This window comes from Pseudomonas koreensis, from assembly GCF_036668835.1.
In the GTDB taxonomy this organism is placed as follows: domain Bacteria; phylum Pseudomonadota; class Gammaproteobacteria; order Pseudomonadales; family Pseudomonadaceae; genus Aquipseudomonas; species Aquipseudomonas koreensis_I.
Genome location: NZ_JAZEVW010000006.1, coordinates 198,562 through 224,948 on the forward strand (window position 1 = coordinate 198,562; position 26,387 = coordinate 224,948).

At 57.6% G+C, this 26,387-nt stretch carries 21 protein-coding genes and 1 pseudogene; 9 read left to right on the top strand and 13 right to left on the bottom strand.

Annotated features, from left to right (window positions below):
- Positions 1-212: 212 nt before the first annotated feature.
- The 4 genes from V6F91_RS18970 to V6F91_RS18985 all read right to left on the bottom strand — a co-directional run bounded on the left by V6F91_RS18970 (position 213) and on the right by V6F91_RS18985 (position 3,336).
- Positions 213-680 (bottom strand): (R)-mandelonitrile lyase, encoded by a 468-nt coding sequence (locus V6F91_RS18970; RefSeq protein ID WP_332767065.1) that lies wholly within the window; start codon positions 678-680, stop codon positions 213-215.
- 62 nt (positions 681-742) lie between these two features.
- A complete protein-coding gene (locus V6F91_RS18975; RefSeq protein ID WP_332767067.1) occupies positions 743-1,735 on the bottom strand; it encodes an aldo/keto reductase in 993 nt (330 codons plus the stop codon).
- 24 nt (positions 1,736-1,759) lie between these two features.
- A complete protein-coding gene (locus V6F91_RS18980; RefSeq protein WP_332767069.1) occupies positions 1,760-2,350 on the bottom strand; it encodes a flavodoxin in 591 nt (196 codons plus the stop codon).
- A complete protein-coding gene (locus tag V6F91_RS18985) occupies positions 2,347-3,336 on the bottom strand; it encodes an aldo/keto reductase (protein WP_332767071.1) in 990 nt (329 codons plus the stop codon). Before V6F91_RS18985 ends, V6F91_RS18980 begins: the two co-directional genes overlap by 4 nt.
- A 121-nt stretch (positions 3,337-3,457) precedes the next feature.
- On the opposite strand from V6F91_RS18985, the gene V6F91_RS18990 reads away from it, so the two are divergent.
- A complete protein-coding gene (locus V6F91_RS18990; RefSeq protein WP_332767073.1) occupies positions 3,458-3,847 on the top strand; it encodes a hypothetical protein in 390 nt (129 codons plus the stop codon).
- A gap of 169 nt (positions 3,848-4,016) precedes the next feature.
- Here the strand turns inward: V6F91_RS18990 and V6F91_RS18995 are convergent.
- The 4 genes and pseudogenes from V6F91_RS18995 to V6F91_RS19010 all read right to left on the bottom strand — a co-directional run bounded on the left by V6F91_RS18995 (position 4,017) and on the right by V6F91_RS19010 (position 9,977).
- Positions 4,017-4,374, bottom strand: a pseudogene (locus tag V6F91_RS18995) (DUF6124 family protein).
- A gap of 478 nt (positions 4,375-4,852) precedes the next feature.
- Positions 4,853-6,118 carry a hypothetical protein gene (locus V6F91_RS19000; RefSeq protein WP_332767075.1) on the bottom strand — a complete coding sequence of 422 codons (1,266 nt, stop codon included), beginning with the start codon at positions 6,116-6,118 and terminating at the stop codon, positions 4,853-4,855.
- A gap of 487 nt (positions 6,119-6,605) precedes the next feature.
- Positions 6,606-9,215 carry an AAA family ATPase gene (locus V6F91_RS19005; protein ID WP_332767077.1) on the bottom strand — a complete coding sequence of 870 codons (2,610 nt, stop codon included), beginning with the start codon at positions 9,213-9,215 and terminating at the stop codon, positions 6,606-6,608.
- A gap of 330 nt (positions 9,216-9,545) precedes the next feature.
- On the bottom strand, positions 9,546-9,977 hold the full coding sequence (locus V6F91_RS19010) for a type II secretion system protein N (protein WP_332767079.1): 432 nt from the start codon (positions 9,975-9,977) through the stop codon (positions 9,546-9,548).
- A 132-nt stretch (positions 9,978-10,109) separates the two neighbouring features.
- Here V6F91_RS19010 and gspH point away from each other — a divergent pair, with 132 nt between their 5' ends.
- Both gspH and V6F91_RS19020 read left to right on the top strand, forming a co-directional pair.
- Positions 10,110-10,562, top strand: coding sequence for a type II secretion system minor pseudopilin GspH (gene gspH, locus V6F91_RS19015; RefSeq protein ID WP_332767081.1), 453 nt, complete (start codon positions 10,110-10,112; stop codon positions 10,560-10,562).
- On the top strand, positions 10,559-11,167 hold the full coding sequence (locus V6F91_RS19020) for a prepilin-type N-terminal cleavage/methylation domain-containing protein (protein ID WP_332767083.1): 609 nt from the start codon (positions 10,559-10,561) through the stop codon (positions 11,165-11,167). Before gspH ends, V6F91_RS19020 begins: the two co-directional genes overlap by 4 nt.
- 548 nt (positions 11,168-11,715) lie before the next feature.
- On the opposite strand, the gene V6F91_RS19025 is transcribed toward V6F91_RS19020, so the two are convergent.
- The 3 genes from V6F91_RS19025 to V6F91_RS19035 are packed head-to-tail and all read right to left on the bottom strand — an operon-like array spanning position 11,716 to position 13,956.
- Complete coding sequence (locus V6F91_RS19025) at positions 11,716-12,654, bottom strand: FecR family protein (protein WP_332767085.1); 939 nt, start codon at positions 12,652-12,654, stop codon at positions 11,716-11,718.
- A 31-nt stretch (positions 12,655-12,685) separates the two neighbouring features.
- A complete protein-coding gene (locus tag V6F91_RS19030; protein WP_332767087.1) occupies positions 12,686-13,237 on the bottom strand; it encodes an RNA polymerase sigma factor in 552 nt (183 codons plus the stop codon).
- Positions 13,234-13,956 carry a secretin and TonB N-terminal domain-containing protein gene (locus V6F91_RS19035; protein WP_332767089.1) on the bottom strand — a complete coding sequence of 241 codons (723 nt, stop codon included), beginning with the start codon at positions 13,954-13,956 and terminating at the stop codon, positions 13,234-13,236. The genes V6F91_RS19030 and V6F91_RS19035 overlap by 4 nt, the downstream gene beginning before the upstream one ends.
- A 149-nt stretch (positions 13,957-14,105) precedes the next feature.
- Here V6F91_RS19035 and V6F91_RS19040 point away from each other — a divergent pair, with 149 nt between their 5' ends.
- Positions 14,106-14,420, top strand: coding sequence for a hypothetical protein (locus V6F91_RS19040; protein WP_332767091.1), 315 nt, complete (start codon positions 14,106-14,108; stop codon positions 14,418-14,420).
- A 78-nt stretch (positions 14,421-14,498) separates the two neighbouring features.
- Here the strand turns inward: V6F91_RS19040 and V6F91_RS19045 are convergent, their stop codons facing one another.
- On the bottom strand, positions 14,499-14,939 hold the full coding sequence (locus tag V6F91_RS19045; protein ID WP_332767093.1) for a carboxymuconolactone decarboxylase family protein: 441 nt from the start codon (positions 14,937-14,939) through the stop codon (positions 14,499-14,501).
- 249 nt (positions 14,940-15,188) lie between these two features.
- Here V6F91_RS19045 and V6F91_RS19050 point away from each other — a divergent pair, with 249 nt between their 5' ends.
- From V6F91_RS19050 to V6F91_RS19065, 4 genes are all read left to right on the top strand, one after another.
- Complete coding sequence (locus V6F91_RS19050) at positions 15,189-16,622, top strand: PLP-dependent aminotransferase family protein (protein WP_332767095.1); 1,434 nt, start codon at positions 15,189-15,191, stop codon at positions 16,620-16,622.
- A gap of 123 nt (positions 16,623-16,745) precedes the next feature.
- Positions 16,746-17,039 carry a putative quinol monooxygenase gene (locus V6F91_RS19055; RefSeq protein WP_332767097.1) on the top strand — a complete coding sequence of 98 codons (294 nt, stop codon included), beginning with the start codon at positions 16,746-16,748 and terminating at the stop codon, positions 17,037-17,039.
- A 636-nt stretch (positions 17,040-17,675) separates the two neighbouring features.
- Positions 17,676-18,077 carry a cupin domain-containing protein gene (locus V6F91_RS19060; RefSeq protein WP_332767099.1) on the top strand — a complete coding sequence of 134 codons (402 nt, stop codon included), beginning with the start codon at positions 17,676-17,678 and terminating at the stop codon, positions 18,075-18,077.
- A gap of 217 nt (positions 18,078-18,294) precedes the next feature.
- A complete protein-coding gene (locus V6F91_RS19065; protein WP_332767101.1) occupies positions 18,295-19,008 on the top strand; it encodes an ATPase in 714 nt (237 codons plus the stop codon).
- A 190-nt stretch (positions 19,009-19,198) separates the two neighbouring features.
- Here V6F91_RS19065 and V6F91_RS19070 read toward each other — a convergent pair whose 3' ends face one another.
- Positions 19,199-24,094 (bottom strand): NAD-glutamate dehydrogenase, encoded by a 4,896-nt coding sequence (locus tag V6F91_RS19070; RefSeq protein WP_332767103.1) that lies wholly within the window; start codon positions 24,092-24,094, stop codon positions 19,199-19,201.
- A 705-nt stretch (positions 24,095-24,799) separates the two neighbouring features.
- On the opposite strand from V6F91_RS19070, the gene V6F91_RS19075 reads away from it, so the two are divergent.
- A complete protein-coding gene (locus V6F91_RS19075; protein ID WP_332767105.1) occupies positions 24,800-26,047 on the top strand; it encodes a colicin-like pore-forming protein in 1,248 nt (415 codons plus the stop codon).
- The last annotated feature ends 340 nt before the right edge of the window (positions 26,048-26,387 follow it).

The following is a 26,387-nucleotide window of genomic DNA, read 5'->3' on the forward strand; positions in this document are numbered from 1 at the left end:
CATTGCGGGCGCTGCGGTGTCGCTGGATCGTAAGGAGGAAGGTTGTGGCGATTAACCCCGAAATTGCGCATGGACTCCTGAGCAGAACTCATGAGTCGACGTTGCAATAACCGCTGGAATCCCGGTGCGGGCCTGTTGTTACGGGGACTTGAAGTTGCGTGGCGGTTTGCCGCGAACGTGCCGGTCGAGCAGCTTCGACACATTCGGTAACTTCATTTACCGGCGTATTGCCCATCCGAGACCTGTTCCGCCCAGGTGACGGTCTTACCATCCTCAGCCTCAGCGATGGCGATATGGGTCATGCCGTTGCCTGCCGTAGCGCCGTGCCAGTGACGGGTGTGCGGCGGGATCCAGACAACATCACCCGGACGGATCTCCTGACGCTGCCCGCCCTCTTGCTGCACGTAGCCGACGCCAGCGGTGACGATCAGCGTCTGTCCCAGCGGGTGGGTATGCCACGCCGTGCGTGCGCCGGGTTCGAAGGTCACCGTGCCGCCGCCAATACGCGCGGGCGCATCTCCTTTGAACAGGCCATCAACGCGCACCGTGCCGGTAAAGTTTTGCGCCGCGCCCTTGACCGAGGGCTGCGAGCCGTTTGGCGTAATGCGGATTTCGCTGGCGGCCTGGGACTCTGCCGCCATCAGTGACAAAGCAACGAGTGGCGCAATCAATCGGTTCATCGGATTGGTTCTCCAGTCAGACAGGGAAAGCGACGCCGCACATGGCGCCGCGTTGGACAGACTCAGAGTCCGGTCATTTTCAGTGCCGACTCCGGCAGACGTTCGCCGTGCACCTGAATCTGCGCCATCTGTTCGTTGATCACGCGCAGATCGTCGCCAGTCAATTGCAACTCGACCGCGCCCAGGTTTTCTTCAAGGCGATGCTGTTTGGTCGTGCCCGGGATCGGCACAATCCACGGTTTCTGTGCGAGCAACCAGGCCAGTGCCACTTGCGCCGGCGTGGCGTGTTTGCGTTGCGCGACGGCTTTCACCACATCGACCAACGCCAGATTGGCCCTGCGCGCCTCAGGGGAAAAGCGCGGGACGAAATTACGAAAATCGCTCGCGTCGAACTGCGTGTTCTCGTCGATCTGACCGGTGAGGAAACCGGCGCCCAGCGGGCTGAACGGTACGAAGCCGATCCCCAGTTCTTCCAGCACCGTCAGCAGTTCCAGCTCCGGGCCGCGCCAGAACAGCGAATATTCGCTCTGGACCGCCGTGACCGCCTGCACCGCGTGCGCCCGGCGAATGGTTTGTACACCCGCCTCAGACAGGCCGAAATGTTTGACCTTGCCCTCGGCTATCAGCTCCTTGACGGTGCCAGCAACGTCTTCGATCGGCACCTGGGGATCAACGCGGTGCTGATAAAACAGGTCGATGCAATCGGTACGCAGACGCTTCAACGACGCTTCGGCCACGGCGCGTATATGCTCCGGGCGGCTGTTGGTGCCGCCGCCACGTGCGCCGGTGATCAGGTCGATATCGAAGCCGAACTTGGTGGCGATGACGACCTGCTCGCGGATGGGTTGCAAGGCCTCGCCCAGCAACTCTTCATTGGCGAACGGGCCATACGCTTCAGCGGTGTCGAACAAGGTGACGCCTTGCTCGTGGGCCGAACGAATCAGCTTGATCATGCTGGCTTGGTCGGCTGCCGGCCCGTAAGCCGAAGTCATGCTCATGCAGCCAAGACCCAAGGCGGACACTTCCAGGCCATTGCCCAACGTGCGGATTTTCATGATGTCACTCCGTACAGAATTCGATTAATGCGTGAGAGGGTGATCGTTCAGCCAGCCGTTCACGCGTTCCATGGTCTTGCGCTCCTGCTCACCCTCCATCACAAATCCTTCCAGCACTTTGGCCTTCGGCGCGTGCTTGACCAGCACACTGCGGCTGTTGCCCAAGCCATAACCGCCGTGGGTGTTGATGGGGATGAGGGTCTTGCCGGTCAGGTCGTGGGCGCTGAGGAATGCGCGCACGATCGGCGGCGCGGTTTCACCCCAGATCGGAAAACCCAGATAGATCGTGTCGTAGTCGCTGAGGGCATGAACCTTGTTCTGCAGCTCGGGCTCGAAGCCGCTGTCACGCTCTTGGCGCGCCTGCTCCACGGTTTGCAGATAGTCCTGGGGGTAAGCGTGGGCCGGGCGAATCTCGAACAGATCGGCACCCAGTCCACGCTGGATCAGCCCGGCAACCACGCGGGTATTGCCCGAGCGCGAAAAATACGCGACCAGAATTCGCGAGCCAGAACGCGGTGTTTCACCGGCACTCTGCGTGTCGGCGAGCGACAGCAGTGGCGCGCTAGCCAACGCGGCGATCACCGTGCGCCGCAGCGGATCGTGATCGTTGCTCATCGGCCGACGCGCGCCTTGAGGGCCTCGGGATAGCGCTCGCCTTCGATGTGGATTTGCGCCAGCGCGGTATTGATTGCCTTGAGCTCGGCCACGTCGAGGATGATGTCCGCGCCGCCGAGGTTTTCTTCCAGGCGATGCAGTTTGGTCGTCCCCGGAATCGGCACGATCCACGGTGCCTGCGCGAGCAGCCAAGCCAGCGCGATCTGTGCCGGTGTGGCTTGTTTCTGCGCAGCGATCTGACGAATCAACACCACCAGACCCTGATTTGCCTGCAGCGCCGACTGGCTGAAACGCGGGACGATGCTGCGGAAGTCGTCACTGCCATAAGTGGCCTCGGCCGACACCGTGCCGGTGAGAAAACCTTTGCCTAGTGGGCTGAACGGCACGAAGCCGATGCCCAGTTCCCAAAGCGTCGGCAGGATTTCCTGTTCAGGCTCGCGCCACCACAGCGAGTATTCGCTTTGCAGCGCCGTGACCGGTTGCACCGCATGGGCACGGCGAATGGTTTGCGCACCGGCTTCCGACAGGCCGAAATGCTTGACCTTGCCTTCGCCGATCAGATCTTTCACCGCACCGGCGACGTCTTCGATTGGCACGTCCGGATCGACGCGGTGCTGGTAGAGCAAATCAATGTAATCTGTTTTCAGTCGACGCAACGAACCCTCGACCGCCTCGCGAATGTGCTCCGGGCGGCTGTTCAGAACCTGCTGTTTATTGTCGTCGCCGAAGGTGAAGCCGAACTTGGTGGCGATGACCACTTGATCGCGAACCGGCGCCAGTGCTTCGCCGACCACTTGCTCGTTCAGGTAAGGGCCGTAGACCTCTGCGGTGTCGAAGAACGTCACGCCTCGGTCAACGGCTGAACGGATCAGTGCGATGGCTTGTTGGGTATCCGTGGCCGGGCCGTAACCATGGCTGAGGCCCATGCAGCCGAGGCCGAGGGCGGATACTTCGAGTGAACTGTTGCCGAGTGTGCGTTTGTGCATGTTGATCTCCCATTGGGCGTAGGGAGAACAGTAAGCGCGCTAACGACTGAGGACTAGACGGGTAAATCGGCAAGGCTTCATGAGGTTTGCTCATCAGTCCCGGAAAAGGAGAAATCGTTAAATGAAGACTTCAACCCTGGTGCTTGCCGCGTTTTATTCGATGGGCATCAGCGCAGCGTTTGCCGATGGCTCGCAAACACCAAAGGACATGCATGGGCCAGCGGGCATAGTCGTCGGTGAGCGCTTGGGCGCGGCCAAGTCCAAGCTAGTCAAACAAGGCTGGAAACCAACGCGCATGCATGCCACCGACGGCTACGAATACAGCGGAGTGGAAAAGGAACTGGCTACACGCAAATTCTACGAACTGGATACCTGCTCGTTCGATAGCTCACGTTGCATCTTGTACTACTCAAAGAAAGGCACGTGCCTGCGCGTCGATACCATTGGCGAACAATTGAACGACGTGACCGTGACGCGCTGGACCCGCGAATGTCCTGAAGCGCCTCAATAACCCGATAAATTCGACGCAGAAGAGTAACCGCCCCACTCCCACAGGTCCCCGCCCCGAACACAACATCCGCGACCAACACCAAACCCTGTGGGAGCCAGCCTGCTGGCGATAGCGGCCGATCAGGCAACAGAGACAGCACTAGTGCCACCGCTGCCCGCCCTACTCCGCATCAATCCGGCAACTGCAAATTATCCAAAGCGATTCACCGCCAGCTCCCCGAGCATGATCAACTGCGAAATCCCCAACAACGCCCGCCGCTGCGACGCCGGCAACAAGCTGGCGACGTTCTGCGTGATGGTCTGGGCCGAAGCGAGTGTTTCACTGGCATCGATCAACAGCTCCTCGTTTTTGTTATCCGCAGTCACGGCATACATCCCACGGTGTTTACGCGGCGGCGGCGTGGAACCGGGCTGACAGAGGTAATGGTCGAGCGCACGGTCGGCGGCTTCGTGGAGTTTTTTGGAGTGGGTGGATTCGTAGGGGGATGTGGGGTTGGATTCGGGTGGGTTGGGGGTTGGTTTGATCATGAGTGAATCTCCAAGTCATCGAAAAAGAGCCATCATCTTTCGCTACCAAACGAAGGGGTGGTGGCCATACGAAGGTTGGTAGACCGGTGACTTGGAGAACCGGCGCGCCCGAAGACGCCCTGCGCAGGGCCACCATAAACAGAGCCCGAAAAAGGGCTGAATCGGTGACGCTATGCGCCAAGTCTAAACCGGGCTACCAAACCCGATCGCTGATTCGTCAGCGACCGAACCACAATAGAACCCGCCCCAAAAGCGCACAAGCCGGCGGATTCTGGCGTAGCTGTAGGCAAAGGCGCAAGAGTACGTAGCCTGATAGAGTGTTTAGAAATGTCTTTTTAAACTTTGTGTTTATCGAGACCTCATTGCGTTATGTCGCCTCGGACGGATTCGCCTAGAATCCCGTTTGTAACGCTGCGTTTTAAGTGTGATAGCGATGCCGATTTCGGCCAAAGCTTTCACTATGCGTTAACCCGCACTACTACGCATCGCCCACGAAATACCATATTGCTTTCAGTTCACGAATCAATTTGACTATCTGATATTCACAGCTCAGAACATTAAGCTCTGAGATTGTGTAAAATCGAACTTCTCCGTCATCAGCAGTGCAAGCCAACCCACTTCTCACACGCACTACTAACTTCGACTCATCGAATTCAATTCGGACATCTCGAATTGGAGAATCCTCTCTCCGATTATATTTCTGTAAAGCTCGATACAGCTTGTAAAAATCGAAATTTAGCGGTAATGAATTTTTCGGCAGTTTAGAGGAAAAATACCAACTCGGGCAAAAGTCGAGGCTAAATATTTTCTCCCCACAAACAATACGCGCCGGCATATTATGATGCACGCTCCGATTACCGTCTTTATCGATAGTAACCGAGAACCGCCAAGCCTTCCCATAGTGAAGATCTAAGTCTTTGAAGTCACGCTCCGCCTCACCAATTTTTCGACGCTTCGCCCTAAAATGGCTTTCAAAAACTAAACAATCATAATACGCATATCGGAGCTCCCAAGAAGTCCATCCGCACCCAACACATAAATCAACAAGCGCTTGTATACGAAATACACCGTCTCGCACAACCTTAGCATGGCATGATGAGCAAGCAGGCGAATTTGAGGCTGTCGACTCATTACTTATCAATTTGAAAAAAATTACGAGGCGCTCTAACGTTATGGAAAGTGCACGGGCCCAAGTATCTACCGCAAGATCCACAGAAACACTTCGAACTCTGTCAAACTTAAAAAACCGAAGGAGATTCATTGGGATCAAATACGTATTATAATAACGACCTGTCTCTTTATGAAAACGATGCATCACCAAATAGTCCGCCCCTCTGTACTGCGGATTACTCATTGTCACCTTACGCGCAACAGTGCTTTTTACCTCTATGTAGTTACCTTTGTAAATAGCATCGTGGCCCATACTGTTTACAGTTCCCTCCTCACCAGGCAGCAGCAGCTCAGTAAGCGCTTCTCCCACTGCCCCCATAACACCTTTAATATCAAATCCTTGACCAATAAGTTCCGGCTCACGGCCCAATGCGAATATTGACTTTGCAACCTCCTTCCAAGCAACCGGAAGTTTCATTAGCCTTAGCCGTTCGTCACCCTGAATAATCTTATCGAATCGCACCTCATTTTTTACACAGATCCTTACATGTTCATCCCAAGGCTGCACCCTTTTATTTTTAGCAAGAAATGCAAATGGCAAGCCTAATTTACTATTACCTACTATACTACTCATCCATCATCCTTAGCACCTAATCACGTTCAAAATATTGATAAACACCACGAGCCTGCATGAGAGGAAACCGGACTCCAATGTTTGGACTTTTGGGGTCACTCTCCAGCATCAAAGATGTAAAAAACGAACGACACCAGCATCATTCGGTGCTCATCACCGGCCGGCCAGCAGGGCTATACCCAACGAATTTCCTAGGATAGGACTTTTGGTGGTGTTACCAAGCTGATCTGTTAAAAAATAGATCCTTCCCTTCTTTTCGATCTTTAGCATGAGCTTTTGGCCGCCCCCCGTACGCCATGGCCGGCAAAGAGCTTCGGGGAGCGGACGGCTGCCAACATCAATACGGGACCTGTCCCCGATTTTTTTCTGTCCCCGATTTTTTCAACGTTTCGGGGAAGAAGGCAAGCCGTCCGAGACGATCATTGATGCGGGGCTCTGAATCACCGAACTTCCGTGATGCCCGGCTTACACCGGGCTTATGAAGCAATCATGCTTCGGCTGGTTTAGCGCGATATTTATTGACGTTATCTACTAATAGTTGAATAGAAGCAATATCCGTCTTAATTTCTTCTAACCCCGCTACTGGCATATCTTTACTCATAGCCTGAAGGTGCGCCTCCGTCATCCTATGACCCTTTTTCCACAATGTTGCAATATCATCAGCGTCTTGCTTTCGCAGCCCCGTAATCTTATGCAAATTTCCGACACCTACCATGTCACTAAACCTGGTGACTACTCCATTTAATACAACATCCTCTACGACCTTCTCTACCGTTGCACGTATGTCGCTATAAAGAATACGTACATCCCGCACTAAATCTTCACCAGGATAAACCGGCCATGGCTCCATCTTTTTCACTCGAGCTTCAAGCTGGCGAATCCGTTCTTTATATCCAGTCTTATCCCACGGCAACCCCTGCTTGACGACTCCAGCAGCATCCCCCACCCATTCTAGATGGTGAACAAGGTGAGGAATCTCTTTCGCCTCCCCTAACGAGTCGATTAATTCGCTCAGAAACGATATATCGTGTGTCAAGACAATCACCTGCCTAAAAGCAGCCTCCTCAACTAACCGTCGAGCTACTTGACGCCGCCTCACATGATCAAGAGACGATACGGGATCATCAAATATAATCCCACCCCGATGATCCGAAAGTTTAAGCTCCGCTAAAAATGCTCCAAGCGAAACCGCTCGCTGCTCGCCTTCACTCAAAACTTGCTCTATTTTTTTTGCAGCAGGCAAATCGAGCAACAACGTAAATTTTACCGTACCACGATCAACTCGTTCCTTAAGCTTAGTTTTTATATGCCCGATACCCAGCTTGACAAACTCCTCATCAAGTGCCTTTCTTAGGGATTCGGTGATTATTTTTCCAGCTATATCTTTAGATTTCGCTGAAATAGCTCTGGGATTTAATTGCCCCTTACACCCATCAAGCTTGGAACGATAGACAATACGATCATGCAGGGCTAGGACAGCTTCAATTATCAGAGAAAGAGCTGCACATGACTTCAGCTCAGCTAGCTCGTCTGATAATTTTTTGAGCTTTTCGGGATTCGACGCTTTTTTATAGACTCTGGCTCTCCAAAGTTTAATAGCTGCAACCTTTCGCAGCTCACTAACCGGACTGGCGTCCAACTCAGGGACGTCGTCTAAGTTCACAGAGCGGGCTGCTTTCAACATCCATGCTTTGTAGCTATTGATTTGATCTTGGTAGCCCCTAAGTCGGTCGACTAACCCTTCCGCCTCTCCCTCTAGCTCTGCTGCCAAGGCTTGGCTAAATCCGAAATCTAGACTTGAGCGATCTATCTGGTCCAGAACACTATCAAGCGCTGCTTTTTTCTCCGAAGCGAGCTTGGTTACATTTTCTTTTATAAAATCATCGAACCGTTGCATTCTACCTGCGGCTGGCTCTAACGATTGTTGGCAGAGCACGCAGACAGCCTCTTTCGCACAATTGGGGAACTCATGCCCTGGATAAGCAACATTTGTAGAGTACTTCTGAGCAGCAAGAAACAATTCTTTCCAAATAGCTTCACCAGAGCCCGGTAAAAGGTCATCTTCGACTCTTAGTGCTCGCGCAGCAGCATCCACGCCTTCTGTAGCATCGCACGACTCTTTAACCAAACGCCTAAGCTTGTCCAGGGCCTTGTCCGTCGTGTACTTCTCTTTCGTCAGAACTGTCTCTGCAAGATTTTTCAAGTGAGCAGCAGAAGTTTTCAAACTTTGGTATTTCAATATTGGATCGGGTTCTGCTATCGCTACTTCCAAATTGCTGAGTCTGTCTCGCTCTTCCTGTGTAAGCGTGCCCAGACGGACAATATCCGCCCTACTTGTCTTTTCTCCAAAGTTTTCGAGCAACCTGCCGACCGCAGTGCCTTTATTAAACCCGGCAAGAATATCGAGCGAGACGTCAATCCCCTTTAGCTCGTCATTCATTAAGGCTAAAACCTCTGGCACAACCTTACCTGCCAGAGCCTCAACCACGTCTAATCCCCGCGGAAGGTACGCTGCATCGCCCTCCAATAGGTATGCGCTCGCGCATGAGGTATCGAATACACTGACATAAGAAAGCTGTGGAGGGGGCACCGACCCACTTGTCCAATAAAACGTCTGAGTTACCCCATTCAATGACGCAGTGAACGTCGCTTTGGGTTTACCGGCGCCCACCGCCGCTTTGGTGACATCCCCGAGTATCTCACCGCCCCTGTCTCGAGCACGACACGCATGTTTCAAAACTCGCGCATAACCAGATTTCCCGGCGCCATTACCGCCGTAAATCACGGTCACGCCTTTCTCCTCAAAAGAGAGAACTTGACCCGGCATAATTCTATTGACGTTTTCCAAATCACTCATCGACTTGAGCGTGACGCTTAATGCCGCCTCACCACCGGCGGGTATGTGATCAGCGCTGAGCGGTTTTGCTTGGAGGCCGTCCACGACTTCAACGTCGTTTTCATGCTTCAGTAACGCGTAAAAATCACGAAAATCCTGAGGACCCAATTGCTCATTGAGTAGAAGCCTTCTGGCTGCATCTCGAAGCCAAAGAGATAGGTCCTTTTCCGACCAAAGCAGCACGTCATTCAATATCGACATAATTCCTCCTTGAACAGTTTGATGCCCTTGGCCAACAGATGGCCAATCGACATTACCAACCGTTCCGAGGATGCATCTCCTGAGGAGAAATAGCTAGCCGAACGCGTTCACCGTCCGCCTGTTCCCAAAAGGGGGTATGGCAGTTCAGACTGAGTCGTCCCACATTTATAGTCACGCTTGAAGACTGCTTCTGGCCGAAGCAGACGTTGACGACTCGGTTCAGTCAGAGAGTAATCAAAGCTACTCTCCATTTTTCCGGAGCATTTCGTTGAAATGCGCTTGAATTGACCATCATCCAAACGGCAAAAATAATTACTTCGATTCCACCAATCACGGCCTAGTAAGGCTCGGCAACACCACCCCCTCCCCCAACCTCTCCACCCCCAACCGCACCCTCTCCCCCCCTTGCTCAATCACCACCCCATCCCCCTCAACCGCCACCAACCTCACTCCAAACCCAACCCGCTCCCCCGCCATAAAGCTCCTGGGCGACCCATCATTCAAACTCAATATCGCCACCGCCCCGCGACTCCCCGCCATCACGCCGCTCACCTTGATATCCACCGGCGCGGTCTGGTTGGAGAACCACTGCAACGCCGGGCTATCACTCCTGGCCGCCAACAATTGTGGCGCCGCTGCCGGTGTGTGCGATTCGGCGCTGGTCAGCAGCAGCGATGACCATGTCGCGACGCCGACCAGTGCGGCGAGCAGCGCGAGGGCCTGGGCCATTTGCGGTGGGGAAAAGCGTGTGGTGAGTTTCATGGGGTGAATCTCCTTTTTGTCCCTGTTGCCAGCCTACGCGGCAATTCTCTCCGTTTTATTTCACACGCCTTACATGTTGGCCGTGCATCTTGGCTGTTCGGACATGGCGGGACGCGAAGGAGCGTGCGATCGATGGACGCGGGCAAGCAACGGGGTTTTACGCTGATCGAGTTGATGGTGGTGCTGGTGATCATCGGCATTGCCAGCGCGGCGATCAGTTTGAGTATCAAGCCTGATCCGGCGCAGTTGCTGCGCAAGGATGCCGAGCGCGTGGCGCAGTTGCTGCAGGTGGCGCAGGCGGAGGCGCGTGCGGATGGGCGGCCGATTGTCTGGGTGAGTGATGCGAAGGGGTTTCGGTTTAGTCGGCGTAATGACAGTGGTCGCGGGTTTGAGCATTTCAAGGATGACGCGCAGTTGCGCCCGCGTGCCTGGCAGAGTCCGAAGGTCGAGGTGCGTGTGGAGCCGAAGCAGCGGGTTGTGCTGAATGCTGAGTGGATCAATCCGCCGTTGCAGGTGACGCTGTCCGATGGCTTGAATCGGTTGAGCGTGCTGCGTGATGGCTCGGGTCGGATCAGTCTGCAATGAGGGCTCAACAGGGGTTTACGCTGATCGAGGTGATGGTCGCGATTTTGTTGATGGCGGTGGTCAGTCTGATTGCCTGGCGTGGGCTGGACAGTGTGACGCGGGCGGATCGGCATTTGCAGGCCAGCAGTGAGCAGAGCGACGGGTTGTTGCGGGTGTTGAATCAGTTGCAGCGCGATGTGGATATGCGTGCGGGGGTTGAGTTGGCTGAGCCGCGCAAGGTTGGTGTGGATGATGAGCCGCCGACCGCGCCGCCTGCGATTACCGTGCGCAGTAGCGATAACAAGGGGTTTCGGCTGGATGTGATTCGCACGGCGGCGGATCAGCCAGGGGCGTTGCAGCGGGTGCGCTGGTGGTTGAAGGGCGACACGTTGTATCGGGCGGTGGCTGAGGCGCGCAGTCGGTATCCGTTGCCGGCGCCTGGGGCTGGGGTGGCGGTGTTGGCGGATGTGCGGGATTTGCAGGTGCGGGTTTGGGAGGTGGATAAGGGCTGGCGGCAGTTGAGTGGGAATCGGCGGGAGGATCCGCTGGGGCTGGAGATTCGGTTGAGCCGGGGGACGCCGCAGGGGGTGGAGGTTTATCGGCAGGTGATTGGGCCGTTGCAGTAGCTGATCACTGCACAACCTGTGGGAGCGAGCCTGCTCGCGAATGGGCTTGCACAGTTGGTAACGAGGTGACTGGTCGGCCGCTTTCGCGAGCAGGCTCGCTCCCACAATTGGATGGGGTTGAGTCAGTTTGGGATTGGTTGGCTGTGCGGGCGCTATCGCTGGCAAGCCAGCTCCCACAGGGATTGGGTTTGGGCAGTGGGGTTGGCTGGTGGATCGCTTTCGCGAGCAGGCTCACTCCTACAATTGGATCGGGTGGAGTCAGTTTGGGATTGGTTGGGTTTGAGGGCGTTATCGCTGGCGAGCCAGCTCCCACAGGGATTGTGGTTTGGGCAGTGGGAGTGGGGTTGGCTGGTGGATCGCTATCGCGAGCAGGCTCACTCCTACAATTGGATTGGGTTGGGTCAGTTTGGGATTGGTTGGCTGGGCGGGCGCTATCGCTGGCGAGCCAGCTCCCACAGGGATTGGGGTTGGGCAGTGGGTGATGGGTTGGCTGCTGGATAGCTTTCGCGAGCAGGCTCGCTCCCACAGGGATTGGAGTGTGGATTGGGTTAGCTGAGGACGACGACGCCGCCGGGGAGTTCGGTGCATTTGATGCCGTAGGCGTCGCGGATCAACAGGGCGACGCCGGCGAGTTGGTCGAGGTTGAAGCGGGCCTGGACGCGGCGTTGGCCGAGGTCGCGGTTGAGCAGCAGGAGCATGCCGGGGCGGTAGCGGTTGATTTCGTCGATCATCTGGCTGAGGGTGGCGCCGTTGAAGACCAGGACTTGTTGACGCCAGTTCATCACGGCGGCGGTGTCGACGGTTTGGACGCTGCCGACTTGGCGGGCGTCGTAGGTCACTTGCTGGCCGGGTTCGAGGCGCAGGCTGCGGCCGTCTACGTCGACTTCGACCGCGCCGTCGAGGCAGGTGACGCAGACTTGCTGATCGGTGTTGCGCAGGTTGAAGCGTGCCTGACTGGCGCGTAACCACCCGCCTCCGGCCTGCATCGCCAGCGGCAAACGTGCGGTTTGTACTTCGACTTCGCCGCTGACCAGTTCGAAACCCTGCACGCCTTCGGCAACAGTGCGCTGGTTGATGCGGGTCTGGGTGTTGAGTTCCAGGCTGACGCCTTGCACCGGTTCGACGCGGCGTTGCTGGCCGACTTCGGTGATGTAGTCGGCGCCGAGCCCTTCGAAGCCGCCGGGGATGGTGCCGCGCACCAGCAGGAAAGCGGCGGACGCGGCGATGGCGCCGCCGAGGAAGGCGCGTCGACCGAACCCGCGCGGTGCCTGCACGCCTTGCGCGGCGGGTTGCAGGTTGTGCCACAACACTTTGGCCTGCTCGAACGCCTGCGCATGTTCGGCGCTCTGTGCGCACCATTCGCGCAGGGCGCGGGCGTCGGCGACAGTGGCGCGGCCGGAGGTCAGCAGGATCAGCCAGTCGTGGGCTTCGCTGTGCAGGTTGTCGGCCACCGAGGGTTCGGCAGGGGTCAGTCGAAAGATGTTCAAACGCGCAGATTCTCAACGAATTGATCGGGCTCTATTCAGAAGACGGTTTTCCGGCCCCGCGACCGAACCGCTGAAACACTTTTCTTTCCAGTTTCGCCGCGCAGTAGCCCAACGCGGCTTTGATTTCCTTCTCGACCATGCGCGTGGAGATGCCGAAACGCTGGGAGATTTCCAGGTGCGGCGCCTCTTCCAGGCGTGCGGCGATGAAGATCCGTCGGCGTCGCGCGGGCAGTTCATACAGGGCGCTGAGCAGTGACTGGATTTCCTTTTGCCCGCCGACCACCCGCGACGGATCGAGCGATTCGTCGCCGATCTGCAGCATCTCTTCGACTTCCTCGCCGGTGAGCAGGCGCGCGTCGGCCTGACGCCGGTCGGCGGCGATGTTCAGGGCCATGCGATAGAGGTAGGCATTGGGCCGCAGGACGTTCGGCGGCGTCTCCATGCGGTCGACGCGCAGCCAGGTTTCGTGCAGCACGTCGTTGGCCAGGTCCTCCGAGCCGAGACGGCGGCGCAGACGTCCACGAAAGTCCTCGTAGGACGTCAGAAACAGTTGCGCCAGCGACCCTTGTCCGGTGTCTTTCATCCCCCGGAAACTCCTTCCCATGTGGTGCATTCCATGCGTTTCCCTGACGACTCCGGTAACAACAGCAACGTGACCGGCTGACGCAAGGCACTGGGCGTCGGCCGGTCGATCCTGAATTGGCGAAAGCTTTCCACCAGCGCGTTATCGCGCCGTACATCGCCGGTCGACGTGACCAACCGGTTGTGTTGCACCACGCCGTCGCGCCCGACCCAGACCTGCAACAGCGCGCGGTAACTGCCCGGCCGGGTCAGCGGCGAGCGACACAGATTGCGTTCCACCGCAGCTTGCACCGCCGTGGCGTAACTGCGGCTGACGGCGATGCTTTCCGCCGACTGTTTTTGCGGCGGCGCCGGCACGTCTTCGACCTGCGCCACTTGCAGGGTGAACGCGTCGGCGCGGGCATACCGTGCCATCAAACCACTGCCGCCGAGCAGCCGACGCAAGGCATCGGCGGCGGTGTATTCACCGTCCACCGCCAACGAGCGGCGGCCGCGACTCAACTGACTGTCGACCAGCACCGCGACGCCGGTGGCGTGGCTGTAATGGTCCAGCGCATGCGCGAGATCCTGTGCAGGAATGTGCAGCGTCATGCGCATGTCCGCCGGCGTCGGCTGCGCGCCGACCGGGCTCGCCGCGCAGCCAAGCAACCACCCCAGACAGATCCGGCGCACAAGAATCGTTGAACGCTGAAAACCGCCTCGGGAAGTGCCTCGCTGCACGGCTGACGAATCCTTGAAAATCGTCATCCTGAGGGCTGTTTATGAATCTGGTGTGACGGCCGGTGCAAAAAAACCATCACGGGATTTACGCAAGGCTTGCACTAGACTCAAGGCATCGCGCGGCCGCATCGGCCGGCCAGGAGGCGAGCATGAAAACATCGTGGCGAATCATCCTCGGCGGGCTGTTGCTGACCGCCGTGTCGAGCGCTTATGCCGACGAACCGTTGGGTTGCGTGGAGGTGACGGTCGGCGGCTATAAAGCGCCGAATTACGATTGCCTGAGCCAGCAAATGGGCAACAACCCCGAAGGCGCCGCGGCGGCGCAGAAGAATCTGGAAGCGCTGAATGTGCCGGCGCATAAACGAGCGCCGAACCAGGTCGGACTGGCGACACCAGCCGCAACCAGCACGCGGATGGGCAACACATTCGGCACGTCGGTGAAACCGCAACGCCCACCACAGTAATCGCTGACGTCCAAGAGCCGAACGCAGAGCGCCCGTGGCGGCATTCCCACGCGGGAGCGAGGAACGATCAGCGGTGCCCTAGTCGCTGGGGGTTTGGCGGAAGCTGACGGCGAGGCGGTTCCAGCTGTTGATCGTGGTCACCGCCATGGTCAGGTCGACCAGCTCTCCTTCGCTGAACTGCTCGCGCGCCTGCTGATAAACGTCATCGGGCACACGGCTGTCCGCCAACAGCGTCACCGCCTCCGCCCAGGCCAGCGCAGCTCGCTCGCGCGGGTTGAAGAAGTTGCTGTCGCGCCACACCGCAACCGCATACAAGCGCCGATCACTCTCCCCGGCCCGCCGCGCGTCCACCGAATGCATATCGGTGCAGAATGCGCAGCCGTTGAGCTGCGAGGCGCGGATCCGGATCAATTGCAGCAGCGGCGGCTCGATACTCAGGTTGGCGTTCAGCGCCTCCATGGCAATCATCGCTTTCATCGCCTTGGGCGAAGCGTTGTAGTAATCCAGACGCGGGGACATGGGCAGGTCTCGGTGGACGGAATGATGAGTGCACCGTAAGCGTTGGCGGGCGCGGGTTACAGCGCCAATATTTCGATTTATCGCTACACCACTTATCACGACGATCAGGTGAAACGCTATCGCGAGCAGGCTCACTCCTACAGGGGATTTAGGCCAATTTGGAGTTTTTCGGGTAGGCAACTATTGCCAGTCCGCCAATAGCAGTAATCTGGCCGACACTTCACTCACCGCCCCCGGAGCCCCGTCGGTATGGAACTTCATGTCGTGATCAACGGCCGCAAGGACCTGGCCGGTCAGTTGTATCAGCAACTGCGCGGGGCGATCGAATCCGGGCGGCTGGCGGCGGGCACGCAATTGCCGCCGAGCCGCTTGCTCGCCGAGCAACTGGGCATCTCGCGCAAGACCATTTCCGACACCTACGCGCAGCTGACCTACGAAAACTTCCTCACCGGAGTGATCGGCAAAGGCACCTACGTCAACGCCCGGCCGGCGCAGATCCAGCGCAAGCAGAGCCACAGTGAACTGGCCAGCGCCGAGGTGATCGAGAGCTGGTGCAATCTGCCGGTATTCCTGCGCCATCCGACGCTGGAAGGTTCGCTGCGCTACGACTTCATCGGCGGTGCCACCAGCAAGGGCCAGTTCCCCCACGATGACTGGCGCCGCTGCGTGTCTCACGCGATGCGCCAGATGGCCCAGTCCAAAGGCTTCTACAGCCTGCCTGAAGGTCTGCCGGCGCTGCGCAACGCGATTGCCCGACACATCGCGTTTTCGCGTGGGGTCAATTGTCAGGACGAAGACATCGTCGTGTGCAACGGCGCGCAACAGGCGCTGGACCTGATCAGCCGCGTGCTCACTCGCCCCGGCAGCATCGTAGCGATGGAAGATCCGGGTTATCCGCCGGCACGCCTGCTGTTTGGCACTCATGGCGCCGAGGTGGTCGGCGTTCCGGTCGACGCCGAAGGCATGCAGGTCGAGCACATTCCCGATGGCACGCGCCTGATTTATGTCACGCCATCGCACCAGTTCCCGCTGGGCATGCCGATGAGCCACGCGCGCCGCGAAGCCCTGCTGGCCCGCGCCCATGAGCTGGGCGCAATCATCATCGAAGACGACTACGACAGCGAATTCCGCTACGAAGGCCGGCCGACCGATTCGCTGTTCAGCCTCGACCAGCGCGGCATCGTCGCCTACGTCGGCACCTTTTCGAAAACCCTGCTGCCGGAGCTGCGCCTGGGTTATGCGATTCTGCCACCAGCCATTCTGGAAGCGGTGATCCGCGCCAAGCAGCTGACCGACCTGCACGCCTCGACCCTGCCGCAATGGGCGCTGGCCAAGTTCATCGCCGAGGGTTGCCTGCTCAAGCACATTCGCCGCTGTCACACCATTTACGCCCAACGCCGCGAGCGCATTCTGGCGCGCATGGCCGATGATCTGTCGCCATGGCTGGAAGCGGTGCCGCCGAGTGCCGGGTTCCACATGACGGTGTGGTGCAAGGTGCCGATCGACTTGCCGCTGGTGATCGAGCTGGCGAAAAAGGTCGAGGTTGGGCTGTATGCGATCAACGGTTTCTACTATCAGCAGCCGGCAAAAAACGGCCTGTATTTCGGCTTCGGCGCGATCGAAACCCTGGACATCGACACCGCGATGGATCGCCTGCGCGACATCCTCGAACAGCTCGCCTGAGCCATTGGCCTAAGGATTTAACCGCCGATTGGTTATTGGTCTTCGAGGGTTGCAGGCCTATTCTGCACAGGCGTTATCCCTCAATGAGCAGGATTCGTCCGGCCTGATTCAGGAGTGTGAGCAATGTCCAACGAAGTGATCAACACCGTGCAGGTGCAGGCTGTCGCCGGCCGTTCGGAGGAGCTGGGCAAGCAGTTGCAGAAAATCGTCGACACTCTGCGCGAAACCCCGGGCTGCGATTCCTATCTGGTCGACCGCTGCCCCGAAGACAGCCACCGCTGGACGGTCAGCGCGCGCTGGCAGTCGGAAGCGGCGATGCAGGCGCATTTCAACCGGCCCGAGGCGCAGGGGTTTATCGACCTGATCGATAGCCGGCTGGCCAATAGTGTGGATTTCAATAGTTTCCCCATCGTCTGATCCGGCCCCTTCGCGAGCAAGCTCGCTCCCACAAGGTTATCTGTTGTTCACAAGACAGCTGAGCAACCTCGAACCCTGTGGGAACGAGCTTGCTCGCGAAGGCGTCAGCCAGGTCAACATTGGTAGTGCCTGACCCACCGCTATCGCGAGCAGGCTCACTCCTACATGGGTATTTGCCAAGCCACAATCCCGCTCCATATCCGAATCCCTGTGGGAGCGAGCTTGCTCGCGAAGGCGTCAGCCTGGTCAACATTGGTAGTGCCTGACCCACCGCTATCGCGAGCAGGCTCACTCCTACATGGGTATTTGCCAAGCCACAAATCCCGCTCCATATCCGAATCCCTGTGGGAGCGAGCTTGCTCGCGAAGGCGTCAGCCTGGTCAACATTGGTAGCGCCTGACCCACCGCTATCGCGAGCAGGCTCACTCCTACATGGGTATTTGCCAAGCCACAAATCCCGCTCCATATCCGAATCCCTGTGGGAGCGAGCTTGCTCGCGAAGGCGTCATGCGCCGCGCCGCAAATCCCTCTGACACCACCAATTGGTCACCCCTTCTTCTCGAACATTGGCCGTTTGAATGCGCCACCCTGCGGACTACTGTGATCAGCAACACCCACCCTCACAGGTAACCCGCCATGAAAGCCCTGCCCCTGCTCGCCGCCGCCCTCGCCTTCAGCCTTTCGACCGCTGCCCTGGCCCACGACCCCTCGGAAAAAGTCACCGTGCTGCAAGAGCAACTGCTGAAAAACGCTCCCGGCAAAAAAGCCATGATGATCGAAGTAGACTACCAGCCCGGCCAGTCGTCCATCGCCCACAAACACGACGGCACGGCGATGGCATATGTGCTGGAGGGTGAAGTGATTTCGCAGGTCAAAGGCGAACAACCGATCACTTACAAGAAGGGTCAGTTCTGGTACGAACCGGCCGGCTCCGAGCATCTGGTGTCGAAAAACGCCAGCCAGAGCAAGCCTGCCAAGTTGCTGGTGTTCATGGTCCTGGCCCCGGATGAACCGGTGCTGATCCCGCTGAAAAACTGATGGCTGCGCAACCAGCCATAAATAAACCGGCGCCAATCGTGTATTGGCGCTTTTTAATTTCTGCAAGTCATTACCCGCCATCGGTTACAGCAAATAAAACTAGCGAGGCGCATTTGCCTCAGGCAATTGTCAGGTTGGCGGGTTTAGTCTGAATGTTCCGTCGTCACTGACGACACTCAGAACCTACCGACTGCTGTTGTCTCATGGGAGTAACACCATGAACCGTGCGTTAGTCAGTGCCCTTGTGTTATCGCTTTTAGCCGTGTCCGCCTGCTCGGTCCCCACCGCGCCGCAAGCGGTTTCATCCCTCGACACGCTTTTGCCCCACCCGACCGGCCGCAGCAGTGCCACCCAGGTTAAAAGCGGCCCCGGCGTGTCCCTTGGCGTGATCTACAGCCCAAGTACTCAGACCAACCGCCAATACCTGCGCGACTATCAAGCCAACGCCGGCACCGGTTTCGGCCAGAGCCTGCTGGTGCAATCGATCCATGATGCCTACGTCGCCAGCTCGAAACCGGACATGGCGGTGGAATGGGTCAACACCTCCCTGCAACGCCAGTTCGGCACGGTAACGGTCTATCCGGACATGCACAGCTTGCGCGCGGCCAAGCCGGACGTGGTGGCGATCGTCGACACCCACAGCCAGTTGATCACCTCGCGCAGCTCCGACATCAAGGCCCATGTCAGTGCCGATTTTTATGATGCGCAACTGCACTACATCGGCACGGCAAAAGGCGCCGAGGCCAGAGAGCTGACGCCGGTGTGGGCGGATTTCAAACGTTCGGAGGAGATCGTTGCCGATATCAATCAGCAGCAGGACGTGCAGGTTCGGGCGTTGCAAGCGTTTGATCGGTCACTGAGCAATCTAGTGGCGCGGCCGGCGGGTAATGTGTCGATGCTCGAAGGTAAACATGGTCAGAAGTTGTATTGAATCTAAAGGCCCCTTCGCGAGCAGGCTCGCTCCCACAGAGTCCAAGGTTGTTCACACTTTTTGTTAACAACAAATAACCTTGTGGGAGCGAGCCTGCTCGCGAAGGGGCCAGACCAGACAATACAAATCCTTCAGACATAAAAAAGCCCCGGCATCTCACGACACCGGGGCTTTTTCATTCAACCGCTACTTACGCCAGTTCCAGCTCGGCATTTGCAGCAGCCACAGGCACGATCGTCTGCCCGCTCAACGCCAGATCCAGCAGCTCACGGTTGGCGACGGCATACATGGCGTAGTCCGTGCCGCTCGCGGCGCGGATTTCCACCAGCATGGCGCGCCAGCGCGAGATCATGCTTTCGTGCTGTTCCATCCACAGCGCCAGGCGTGTTTCCACATCCTGGGTGCCGTCGCCCTGTTGCAGGACGGAGATGGTGATCGCGCGTTGCTGCCAGTCGACGTCATCACGGAACGCTTCACGGGCCAGCGCTTGCCAGTTGTTTTCAACCGGCAGTGCGCTGATCTGTTGCAGGTACCAGGTCACGTCCAGCGCCGAACCGACGGCGAAGTAGGCCTTGGCCACTTCGGCCGGGTTCTGCCCGGTGACGTCCGAGGCTTCGATGATCGGCAGCAGCGTGTATAGGTGCGAAGTGCCCGCTACCATACGCGCCAGCAATTCCGGCACACCGGCAGCCACGTAAGCCTGATAACGCGCCTGCCAGTTTTCGCGGATTTCGCCGCTCAGCAGTTCGTCGAGTTTCAGACCCAGCTCTTTCAGGTGCGGACCGAAATGCGCGACGTCACGGGCAGCGTTCTGCTCGTTGCGACGGGCACGCAGGAACCAGCGCGTGGCACGGCGACCCAGACGCATCAGCTCGTCCATCAGCTCCAGTTGCACGTCAGCGGAGACCTGATAGTCGAGCGCTTCGATCTGACGGAACCAGTGCGGGAGGTGGAAGATGTCACGCACAATCACGTAAGCGCCAGCCACGTTCGCCGGGCTCATGCCGGTCGACTCTTTGAGTCGTTGAACGAAGGTGATGCCCATGTGGTTGACCAGATCGTTGGCGATCTGGGTGCTGACGATCTCACGCTTCAGACGGTGACGACGCATGGCTTCGGAGAACTTGCTGACCAGGGTCGGCGGGAACGCCGTTTCCATGTCGCGGGTCAGGTAATCGTCATCCGGTACCTGCGAGCCCAGCAGCTGCTCCTTCAGATCGATCTTGCTGTAGGAAATCAGCACCGACAGCTCAGGACGGGTCAGGCCGTGGCCTTCAGCAATGCGCTCGGCCAGTTGCTCTTCAGCCGGCAGGAACTCGATGGCACGGTCCAGCTTGCCACGGCCTTCCAGATCGCTCATCAGACGCTTGTACTCAGCGATGCGCGCATACGCACGACGCGCCGCCAGGGACAGCGCCTGAGTCTGCTTGTAGTTGTTGCCCAGCACCAGATTGCCCACTTCGTCGGTCATGCTCGCCAGCAACTGGTTGCGTTGCTTGTCGGTCATGTCACCGGCCTGAACCACTTCGTTCAGCAGGATCTTGATGTTCACTTCGTGGTCGGAGCAGTCCACGCCACCGGCGTTGTCGATGAAGTCGGTGTTGGAGCCGCCGCCGTTGAGACCGAATTCGACACGACCCAGTTGGGTCATGCCGAGGTTACCGCCCTCGCCCACGACTTTGCAGCGCAGCTCGTTGCCGTTGACGCGCAGTGCATCGTTGGCCTTGTCGCCGACATCTGCGTGGCTTTCAGTGCTGGCCTTGACGTACGTGCCGATACCGCCGTTCCACAACAGATCCACCGGAGCCTTGAGCAAGGCATTGAGCAGTTCGGTCGGGGTCAGCTTGTCGGCCTTGATGTCGAAGCGTTCTTTCATCTGCGGGCTGATCGCGATGCTCTTCGCGCTGCGCGAGAAGATACCGCCACCTTCAGACATGATGCTGGTGTCGTAATCGGTCCAGGCCGAGCGCGGCAGGTCGAACAGACGCTGACGCTCGACGAAGCTGGTCGCCGGGTTCGGATTTGGATCGATGAAGATGTGCATGTGGTTAAAGGCCGCGACCAGTTGCAGCTTGTCGGACATCAACAGGCCGTTACCGAACACGTCACCGGCCATGTCGCCGACGCCCACAACAGTGATGCTGTCTTCCTGAACATTGATGCCGCGCTCGCGGAAGTGGCGTTGTACGCCAACCCACGCGCCTTTGGCAGTGATGCCCATTTTCTTGTGGTCGTAACCGGCCGAACCACCGGACGCAAACGCGTCGCCCAGCCAGAAGCCGTAGTCGATGGCGATGCCGTTGGCGATGTCGGAGAAGGTTGCAGTGCCTTTGTCCGCTGCCACTACCAGGTACGGGTCATCGTCGTCATGACGCACGACGTTGGCCGGCGGTACCAGCGCGCCGTCTTTCAGGTTGTCGGTAATGTCCAGCAAACCCGAGATGAAGATGCGGTAGCAGGCGATGCCCTCGGCCGCGATCTCGTCACGGCTGCCGCCCAGTGGCAGACGACGCGGCAGGAAGCCGCCCTTCGCGCCCACCGGTACGATGACCGAGTTCTTCACTTGCTGGGCTTTTACCAGACCAAGAACTTCGGTACGGAAGTCTTCTTCACGGTCGGACCAGCGCAGGCCGCCACGGGCGACGTTACCGAAGCGCAGGTGCACGCCTTCAACGCGTGGCGAGTAAACGAAGATTTCGAACTTCGGCACTGGCTTCGGCAATTCAGGGATCGCGTGCGGGTTGAACTTGAAGCTGAAGTACGACTTGTTCTGGCCGTTGGCGTCAGTCTGATAGAAGTTGGTGCGCAGCGTGGCTTTGATCAGGTCGAGGTAACGACGCAGGATGCGGTCTTCATTGAGCACCTGGACGTCGTCCAGTGCGGTCAGAATCGCTTGTTCCAGACGCAGTTGCTTGTCTTCCAGATCATCGTCGCTGAGCTTGCGCGCCAGATAGAAGCGGGTTTTGAACAACCGGGTCAGTTCGCGAGCGATGTCGGTGTGGTTGTTCAGGGTGCTGGCGATGTAGCCCAGATCGAAGCCCAGACGAATCTGCTTCAGGTACCGCGCATAGGCACGCAGCAGCGCAACGTCGCGCCATGGCAGGCCGGCGGTCAACACCAGACGGTTGAACGCATCGTTTTCCGCGTCGCCGCTGACGATGTGGACGAAGGCGTCCTGCAGGGTGTCGTTGAGTTGCTGGATGTCGAGGTCCAGGCCTTCAGCGGCGGTGAACGCGAAATCGTGAATCCAGAACTCGCGACCATTGGTGTGACGCAGACGGTACGGGAATTCACCCAGCACACGCAGGCCGAGGTTTTCCAGGATCGGCAGTACGTCGGACAGTGCCAGCGGCGTGTCGGCGTGATACAGCTTGCAATGCAGCTCGCGCTGGCCGGAAACCTGGCCCAGCGGCTGATAGAAGCTCATCACCAGCGGATTTTTCTCGTTGAGGCTCAGCAGGTGCTGCATGTCGACCACGGCCGAATGCGCTGCGAAACGCTCGCGGTAGCCGGCCGGGAAGCCTTTCGGGAAGTCTGCCAGCACGTTGGTGCCGTGGGCTTCGCCGAAGCTTTCGACGGTCAGTGCGGCGTAGTCGTCCTGCCAGCTGCGGCAGGCCTGAACCACTTCTTTTTCCAGCAGCACCGGGTCGATGTCGAGACGGTTTTTCGGGTCGACTCGCAGAATCAACTGCACGCGCGCCAGTACCGACTCGGAGAAGAACGTCCAGAACTCGCAGTCGGAAGCCTTCAGGCGCTCCATCAGCACTTGCTGGATCTTCTGGCGAACTTCGGTGGAATAGATGTCGCGCGGCACGTAGGCCAGGCAGTAGCAGAAACGACCGTACGGGTCTTTGCGCAGGAACACGCGGATCTTGTTGCGTTCCTGGATCTGCACGATCGACATCACCGTGGTGAACAGTTCGTCGACCGGGGTCTGGAACAGGTCATCACGCGGCAGCACTTCGAGCACCTGCGCCAGTTCCTTGCCCAGGTGAGCCTTGGACTGGAAGCCGGAGCGACGCTCGATCTCTTCGACCTTGCGACGAATGAACGGGATGACCCGCACGCTCTCGCCATACACCGAGGAGGTGTACAGGCCCATGAAGCGGTGTTCCTTGATGACTTTGCCGTCGGCGTCGATCTCGCGGATCGACACGTAGTCAGGGTAAGCCGGACGGTGCACGCGGCTCGGGTGCGCGGCCTTGGCGAACGACAGCGGAGTCGGTTCGCGCAGGTAGGCAACGGCGTAGTCTTCGATGCGCAGGTCTTCGTAGGTCAGGCCGGTGCGCAGCAGTTTGGTCAGGCCGAGGAAGGAGTTCTGGTCATACTCGATGTGGCCGCCGTCGGCCTGATCGGTGACCACGAATTCTTCGTAGCCGAGGAAGGTGAAGTGGTTGCCCACCAGCCATTCCAGGAAGCTTTTGATTTCGTTCTTTTCATCGGCGTCGATGGCGAATGCGCTGACGTCGAGCTTGCCGAGGATTTCCTGGACCTTGGCTTTCATCGGCTCGAAATCGGCGACCGCGACGCGGACCTCACCCAGAACCTGTTCCAGCTCTTTGCTCAGCACACTGAGTTCCGCCGCGTTGGCGCAGCGGTCGATTTCCAGGTACATCAGCGATTCGTGCAACACGTCTTCGCCGGTGCTGCCTTTTGGCAGGATTTCCAGCAGCTCGCCCTTGCTGCCACGGCGCACACTGAGCACGGTGGTTTGCAGGGTGTGGATGCTGTAGCCGCGGCGGTTCAGTTCGGTGCGCACCGAGTCGACCAGAAATGGCAGGTCGTGGTGCAGGACTTCGACCGCGGTGTGGGTCGACTGCCAGCCGTGGCGTTCGTAATCAGGGTTGTAGACGCGCACTTGCGGTTGCGCGTGATCGAAGCGCTCAAGCAGGCGCCACGCGGAAAGAGTACAGCCAGCGAGGTCGGAGAGGCGACGTTGAGTCAGCTCGTCCAGAGAAATGATGCCGAAGAATTGTTCAGCGAACAGCGCCACTTGTGGCAGTGCCTGTTCACTGATGTGCTGCGCCAGTGCCGCTTGCAGTTGGTGCTGGAAGTCGGCTTTGCTGGCTGCGGTGAAGAACGCCATCTGTGGTACTCCGCTTAAGCTTGTTATTGATGGAAAGCGTCGCGTGCAACACCCCTTTCGGGGCCTGTGTCGCCCTGTTCCTGATTCTCGGGCAGAGGAAACAGGGTGACAGGTGGGTGAAGCTGGACGAGACCCTCAGGTCACATTCACCTTCCATTGAATGGGCAGCTGCAAAAGCGACTGTCCTGACTGCCGACAATGCCTTTACGGGTGCCCATCCGATGCGCAGCTTAAAGGGTGCGACAATGTGTCTGCTTGCGGTGCTGCGACATATTCGGTCATCGGCACGTAAATGCTGGGTTCAGCCTGCTTCAACACTAGCAGGCGTGAGGTAAAAACGCAGGTTCGAAAGCCCGGATTTGCAGGTCTTCCGTGCCAGTCTGCCCTTTTGGACCTTACATATCCGGAAACGAAAACCCCTAAGGCCTTTTTACGGACCGTGATCGCCGCATCCGGTTCAGCGCAGGCGGTTGACGCGGATCGGTTTGCAGGCGCACTGACTATTCGAAAACAGCATTATCGCGAGCACTCACCACACCATCCAGTATTGCCGAACTTATCAATACTCATTTAAACAAATCACATAAAACAATCAGTTAAAAACGCTTCATCTTTTCTTACAAACCGCATCGAAATGCCCCACACGATTATCAGAATACTTTAGGACATTGCGACCTGTTCGAATTTGCATGGAGCGCTAACAATATGAAACACCTGACGCCCGACGGATCGGGCTTCAAAAGCGCAAGGACCTTGCAAATGCCTCAACTTGAATTACCAGGAATAATCACTTACGGCGATGGCTCGTGGGAAATCATCAATCTGAACCCAAACAAGATTCGCGGTGACATCCGCAAGAACTACCCGCTGGGTAATCCAATGCATGGATTCACCCTCGCCATTCAGAATGACTTTCATGCACGCAAACAAAATCTCGAAACCCATCTGCAGTCTGAATTAAACCAGATCGACAATACACACCCACCCCTTGCAAACGTGACACCCGATGCATGGCTGTCGCGCACCTTGAACATAGTCAATGAATTATTATTCAAGAAAAATAACGAACTTCAAGAGCAACTGAAGATTGTTAAAAATGCGAAGCTATATGCAAAACTGGAGGCCACTTACAACGCAATGATCCTCAACGATCAAATCGCAAGCCTTCAGAACAGACAAACGAAGTTGTATGCGGAAGTGGAACGTCGCCAGGCTGAGGCTATTGCCGTGCAACAAGCTGCTGATGCAGCAAGACGCGCCGAGGAAGTGCGCAAGCATGCGGCAGAACAAGCTCGGCAGGCAGCGCTGGCAGAAGCCAGACGTCTGGAGGACGAAAAAAAGCGGATCGAGTCCGAAGCAGAAGCCGAACGCCTTGAAGACTACAAACGCGCGGTAGCTTTCGTGGCCGATGCGAACAAATACATTCTTGAACAATATGGTGCCAACCTGCACCAGGTAGTACTGGATCTTCAGAAGGATATTTCGGGGAAGAAGATCAGAGGCTACGACGAAGCGATGCAGACTTTTGAAAGAGTCCGCACGAATCCCAATGCGAGGCTAAGCCCGCAGGATACGCGAGCGATCGCGGACGCGCTGAGTGCCTTGGACAAAGCGACTTACACGGACAACGTAAATCGGCTCGCCAAAGGTTTTGGCGTGACCGGGAAAATCGTGCAGGCGCATTCTGTTATAGAAAAGACCGTAACTGGCTTCCGGGACGGCAACTGGAAACCCCTGATGCTGGAACTTGAGAGTATCGCCGCAGGGATCGCGGTTGGTGTGATGGTGGCTGCCGCTGTCGCGCTTCTTCCTGCAGCCGCAGCCACCAGCGCACCGGTCATCGTGGCGGCTGGGTTATTGATCGCAGTGGCAGCATTCATGCTGGATGCAAATAACGTAGAACAAATCAACAACATGATTCTCGAGCAAATCAATACTGCATCGCTGGAATAACCATTGCTCTTTTGCAGGGCTTGAGTCGGTAACAGCGACTCAAGCCCGATTGAACCACTTGAAACCGTGATATATCCGAGCTTTCTTTCATGAATAAAAACAAATTCCGACAGACTCCTCTATTGCTAGCATTCGGACTATTTTGCGCCCCCATTTTCTTCATAAACTTTTTTTTGCCCGCATATCCGCAAAGCAGCTTTGACTTTATTATCGATGACCTGCTGGACAATCAACTATTTGGCCGCATCGGATTCTGGTCCTCTTTTTTCCCTTTCAGCTCGAAGGCAACGGCAAACTACGTGGCTATATTCGGCCCCTGCCTGGCTTTGTTCTCGACCTA

Bases quoted from the DNA above. Each gene is read 5' to 3' on its own strand.
- V6F91_RS18970 (WP_332767065.1), bottom strand. From the start codon at position 680: ATGAACCGATTGATTGCGCCACTCGTTGCTTTGTCACTGATGGCGGCA.
- V6F91_RS19000 (WP_332767075.1), bottom strand. From the start codon at position 6,118: ATGAGTAGTATAGTAGGTAATAGTAAATTAGGCTTGCCATTTGCATTT.
- V6F91_RS19010 (WP_332767079.1), bottom strand. From the start codon at position 9,977: ATGAAACTCACCACACGCTTTTCCCCACCGCAAATGGCCCAGGCCCTC.
- V6F91_RS19060 (WP_332767099.1), top strand. From the start codon at position 17,676: ATGAAAGCCCTGCCCCTGCTCGCCGCCGCCCTCGCCTTCAGCCTTTCG.
- V6F91_RS19065 (WP_332767101.1), top strand. From the start codon at position 18,295: ATGAACCGTGCGTTAGTCAGTGCCCTTGTGTTATCGCTTTTAGCCGTG.
- V6F91_RS19075 (WP_332767105.1), top strand. From the start codon at position 24,800: ATGAAACACCTGACGCCCGACGGATCGGGCTTCAAAAGCGCAAGGACC.
- V6F91_RS19020 (WP_332767083.1), top strand. From the start codon at position 10,559: ATGAGGGCTCAACAGGGGTTTACGCTGATCGAGGTGATGGTCGCGATT.
- V6F91_RS18975 (WP_332767067.1), bottom strand. From the start codon at position 1,735: ATGAAAATCCGCACGTTGGGCAATGGCCTGGAAGTGTCCGCCTTGGGT.
- V6F91_RS19030 (WP_332767087.1), bottom strand. From the start codon at position 13,237: ATGAAAGACACCGGACAAGGGTCGCTGGCGCAACTGTTTCTGACGTCC.
- gspH (WP_332767081.1), top strand. From the start codon at position 10,110: ATGGACGCGGGCAAGCAACGGGGTTTTACGCTGATCGAGTTGATGGTG.
- V6F91_RS19005 (WP_332767077.1), bottom strand. From the start codon at position 9,215: ATGTCGATATTGAATGACGTGCTGCTTTGGTCGGAAAAGGACCTATCT.
- V6F91_RS18990 (WP_332767073.1), top strand. From the start codon at position 3,458: ATGAAGACTTCAACCCTGGTGCTTGCCGCGTTTTATTCGATGGGCATC.
- V6F91_RS19055 (WP_332767097.1), top strand. From the start codon at position 16,746: ATGTCCAACGAAGTGATCAACACCGTGCAGGTGCAGGCTGTCGCCGGC.
- V6F91_RS19040 (WP_332767091.1), top strand. From the start codon at position 14,106: ATGAAAACATCGTGGCGAATCATCCTCGGCGGGCTGTTGCTGACCGCC.
- V6F91_RS18985 (WP_332767071.1), bottom strand. From the start codon at position 3,336: ATGCACAAACGCACACTCGGCAACAGTTCACTCGAAGTATCCGCCCTC.
- V6F91_RS18980 (WP_332767069.1), bottom strand. From the start codon at position 2,350: ATGAGCAACGATCACGATCCGCTGCGGCGCACGGTGATCGCCGCGTTG.
- V6F91_RS19050 (WP_332767095.1), top strand. From the start codon at position 15,189: ATGGAACTTCATGTCGTGATCAACGGCCGCAAGGACCTGGCCGGTCAG.
- V6F91_RS19070 (WP_332767103.1), bottom strand. From the start codon at position 24,094: ATGGCGTTCTTCACCGCAGCCAGCAAAGCCGACTTCCAGCACCAACTG.
- V6F91_RS19045 (WP_332767093.1), bottom strand. From the start codon at position 14,939: ATGTCCCCGCGTCTGGATTACTACAACGCTTCGCCCAAGGCGATGAAA.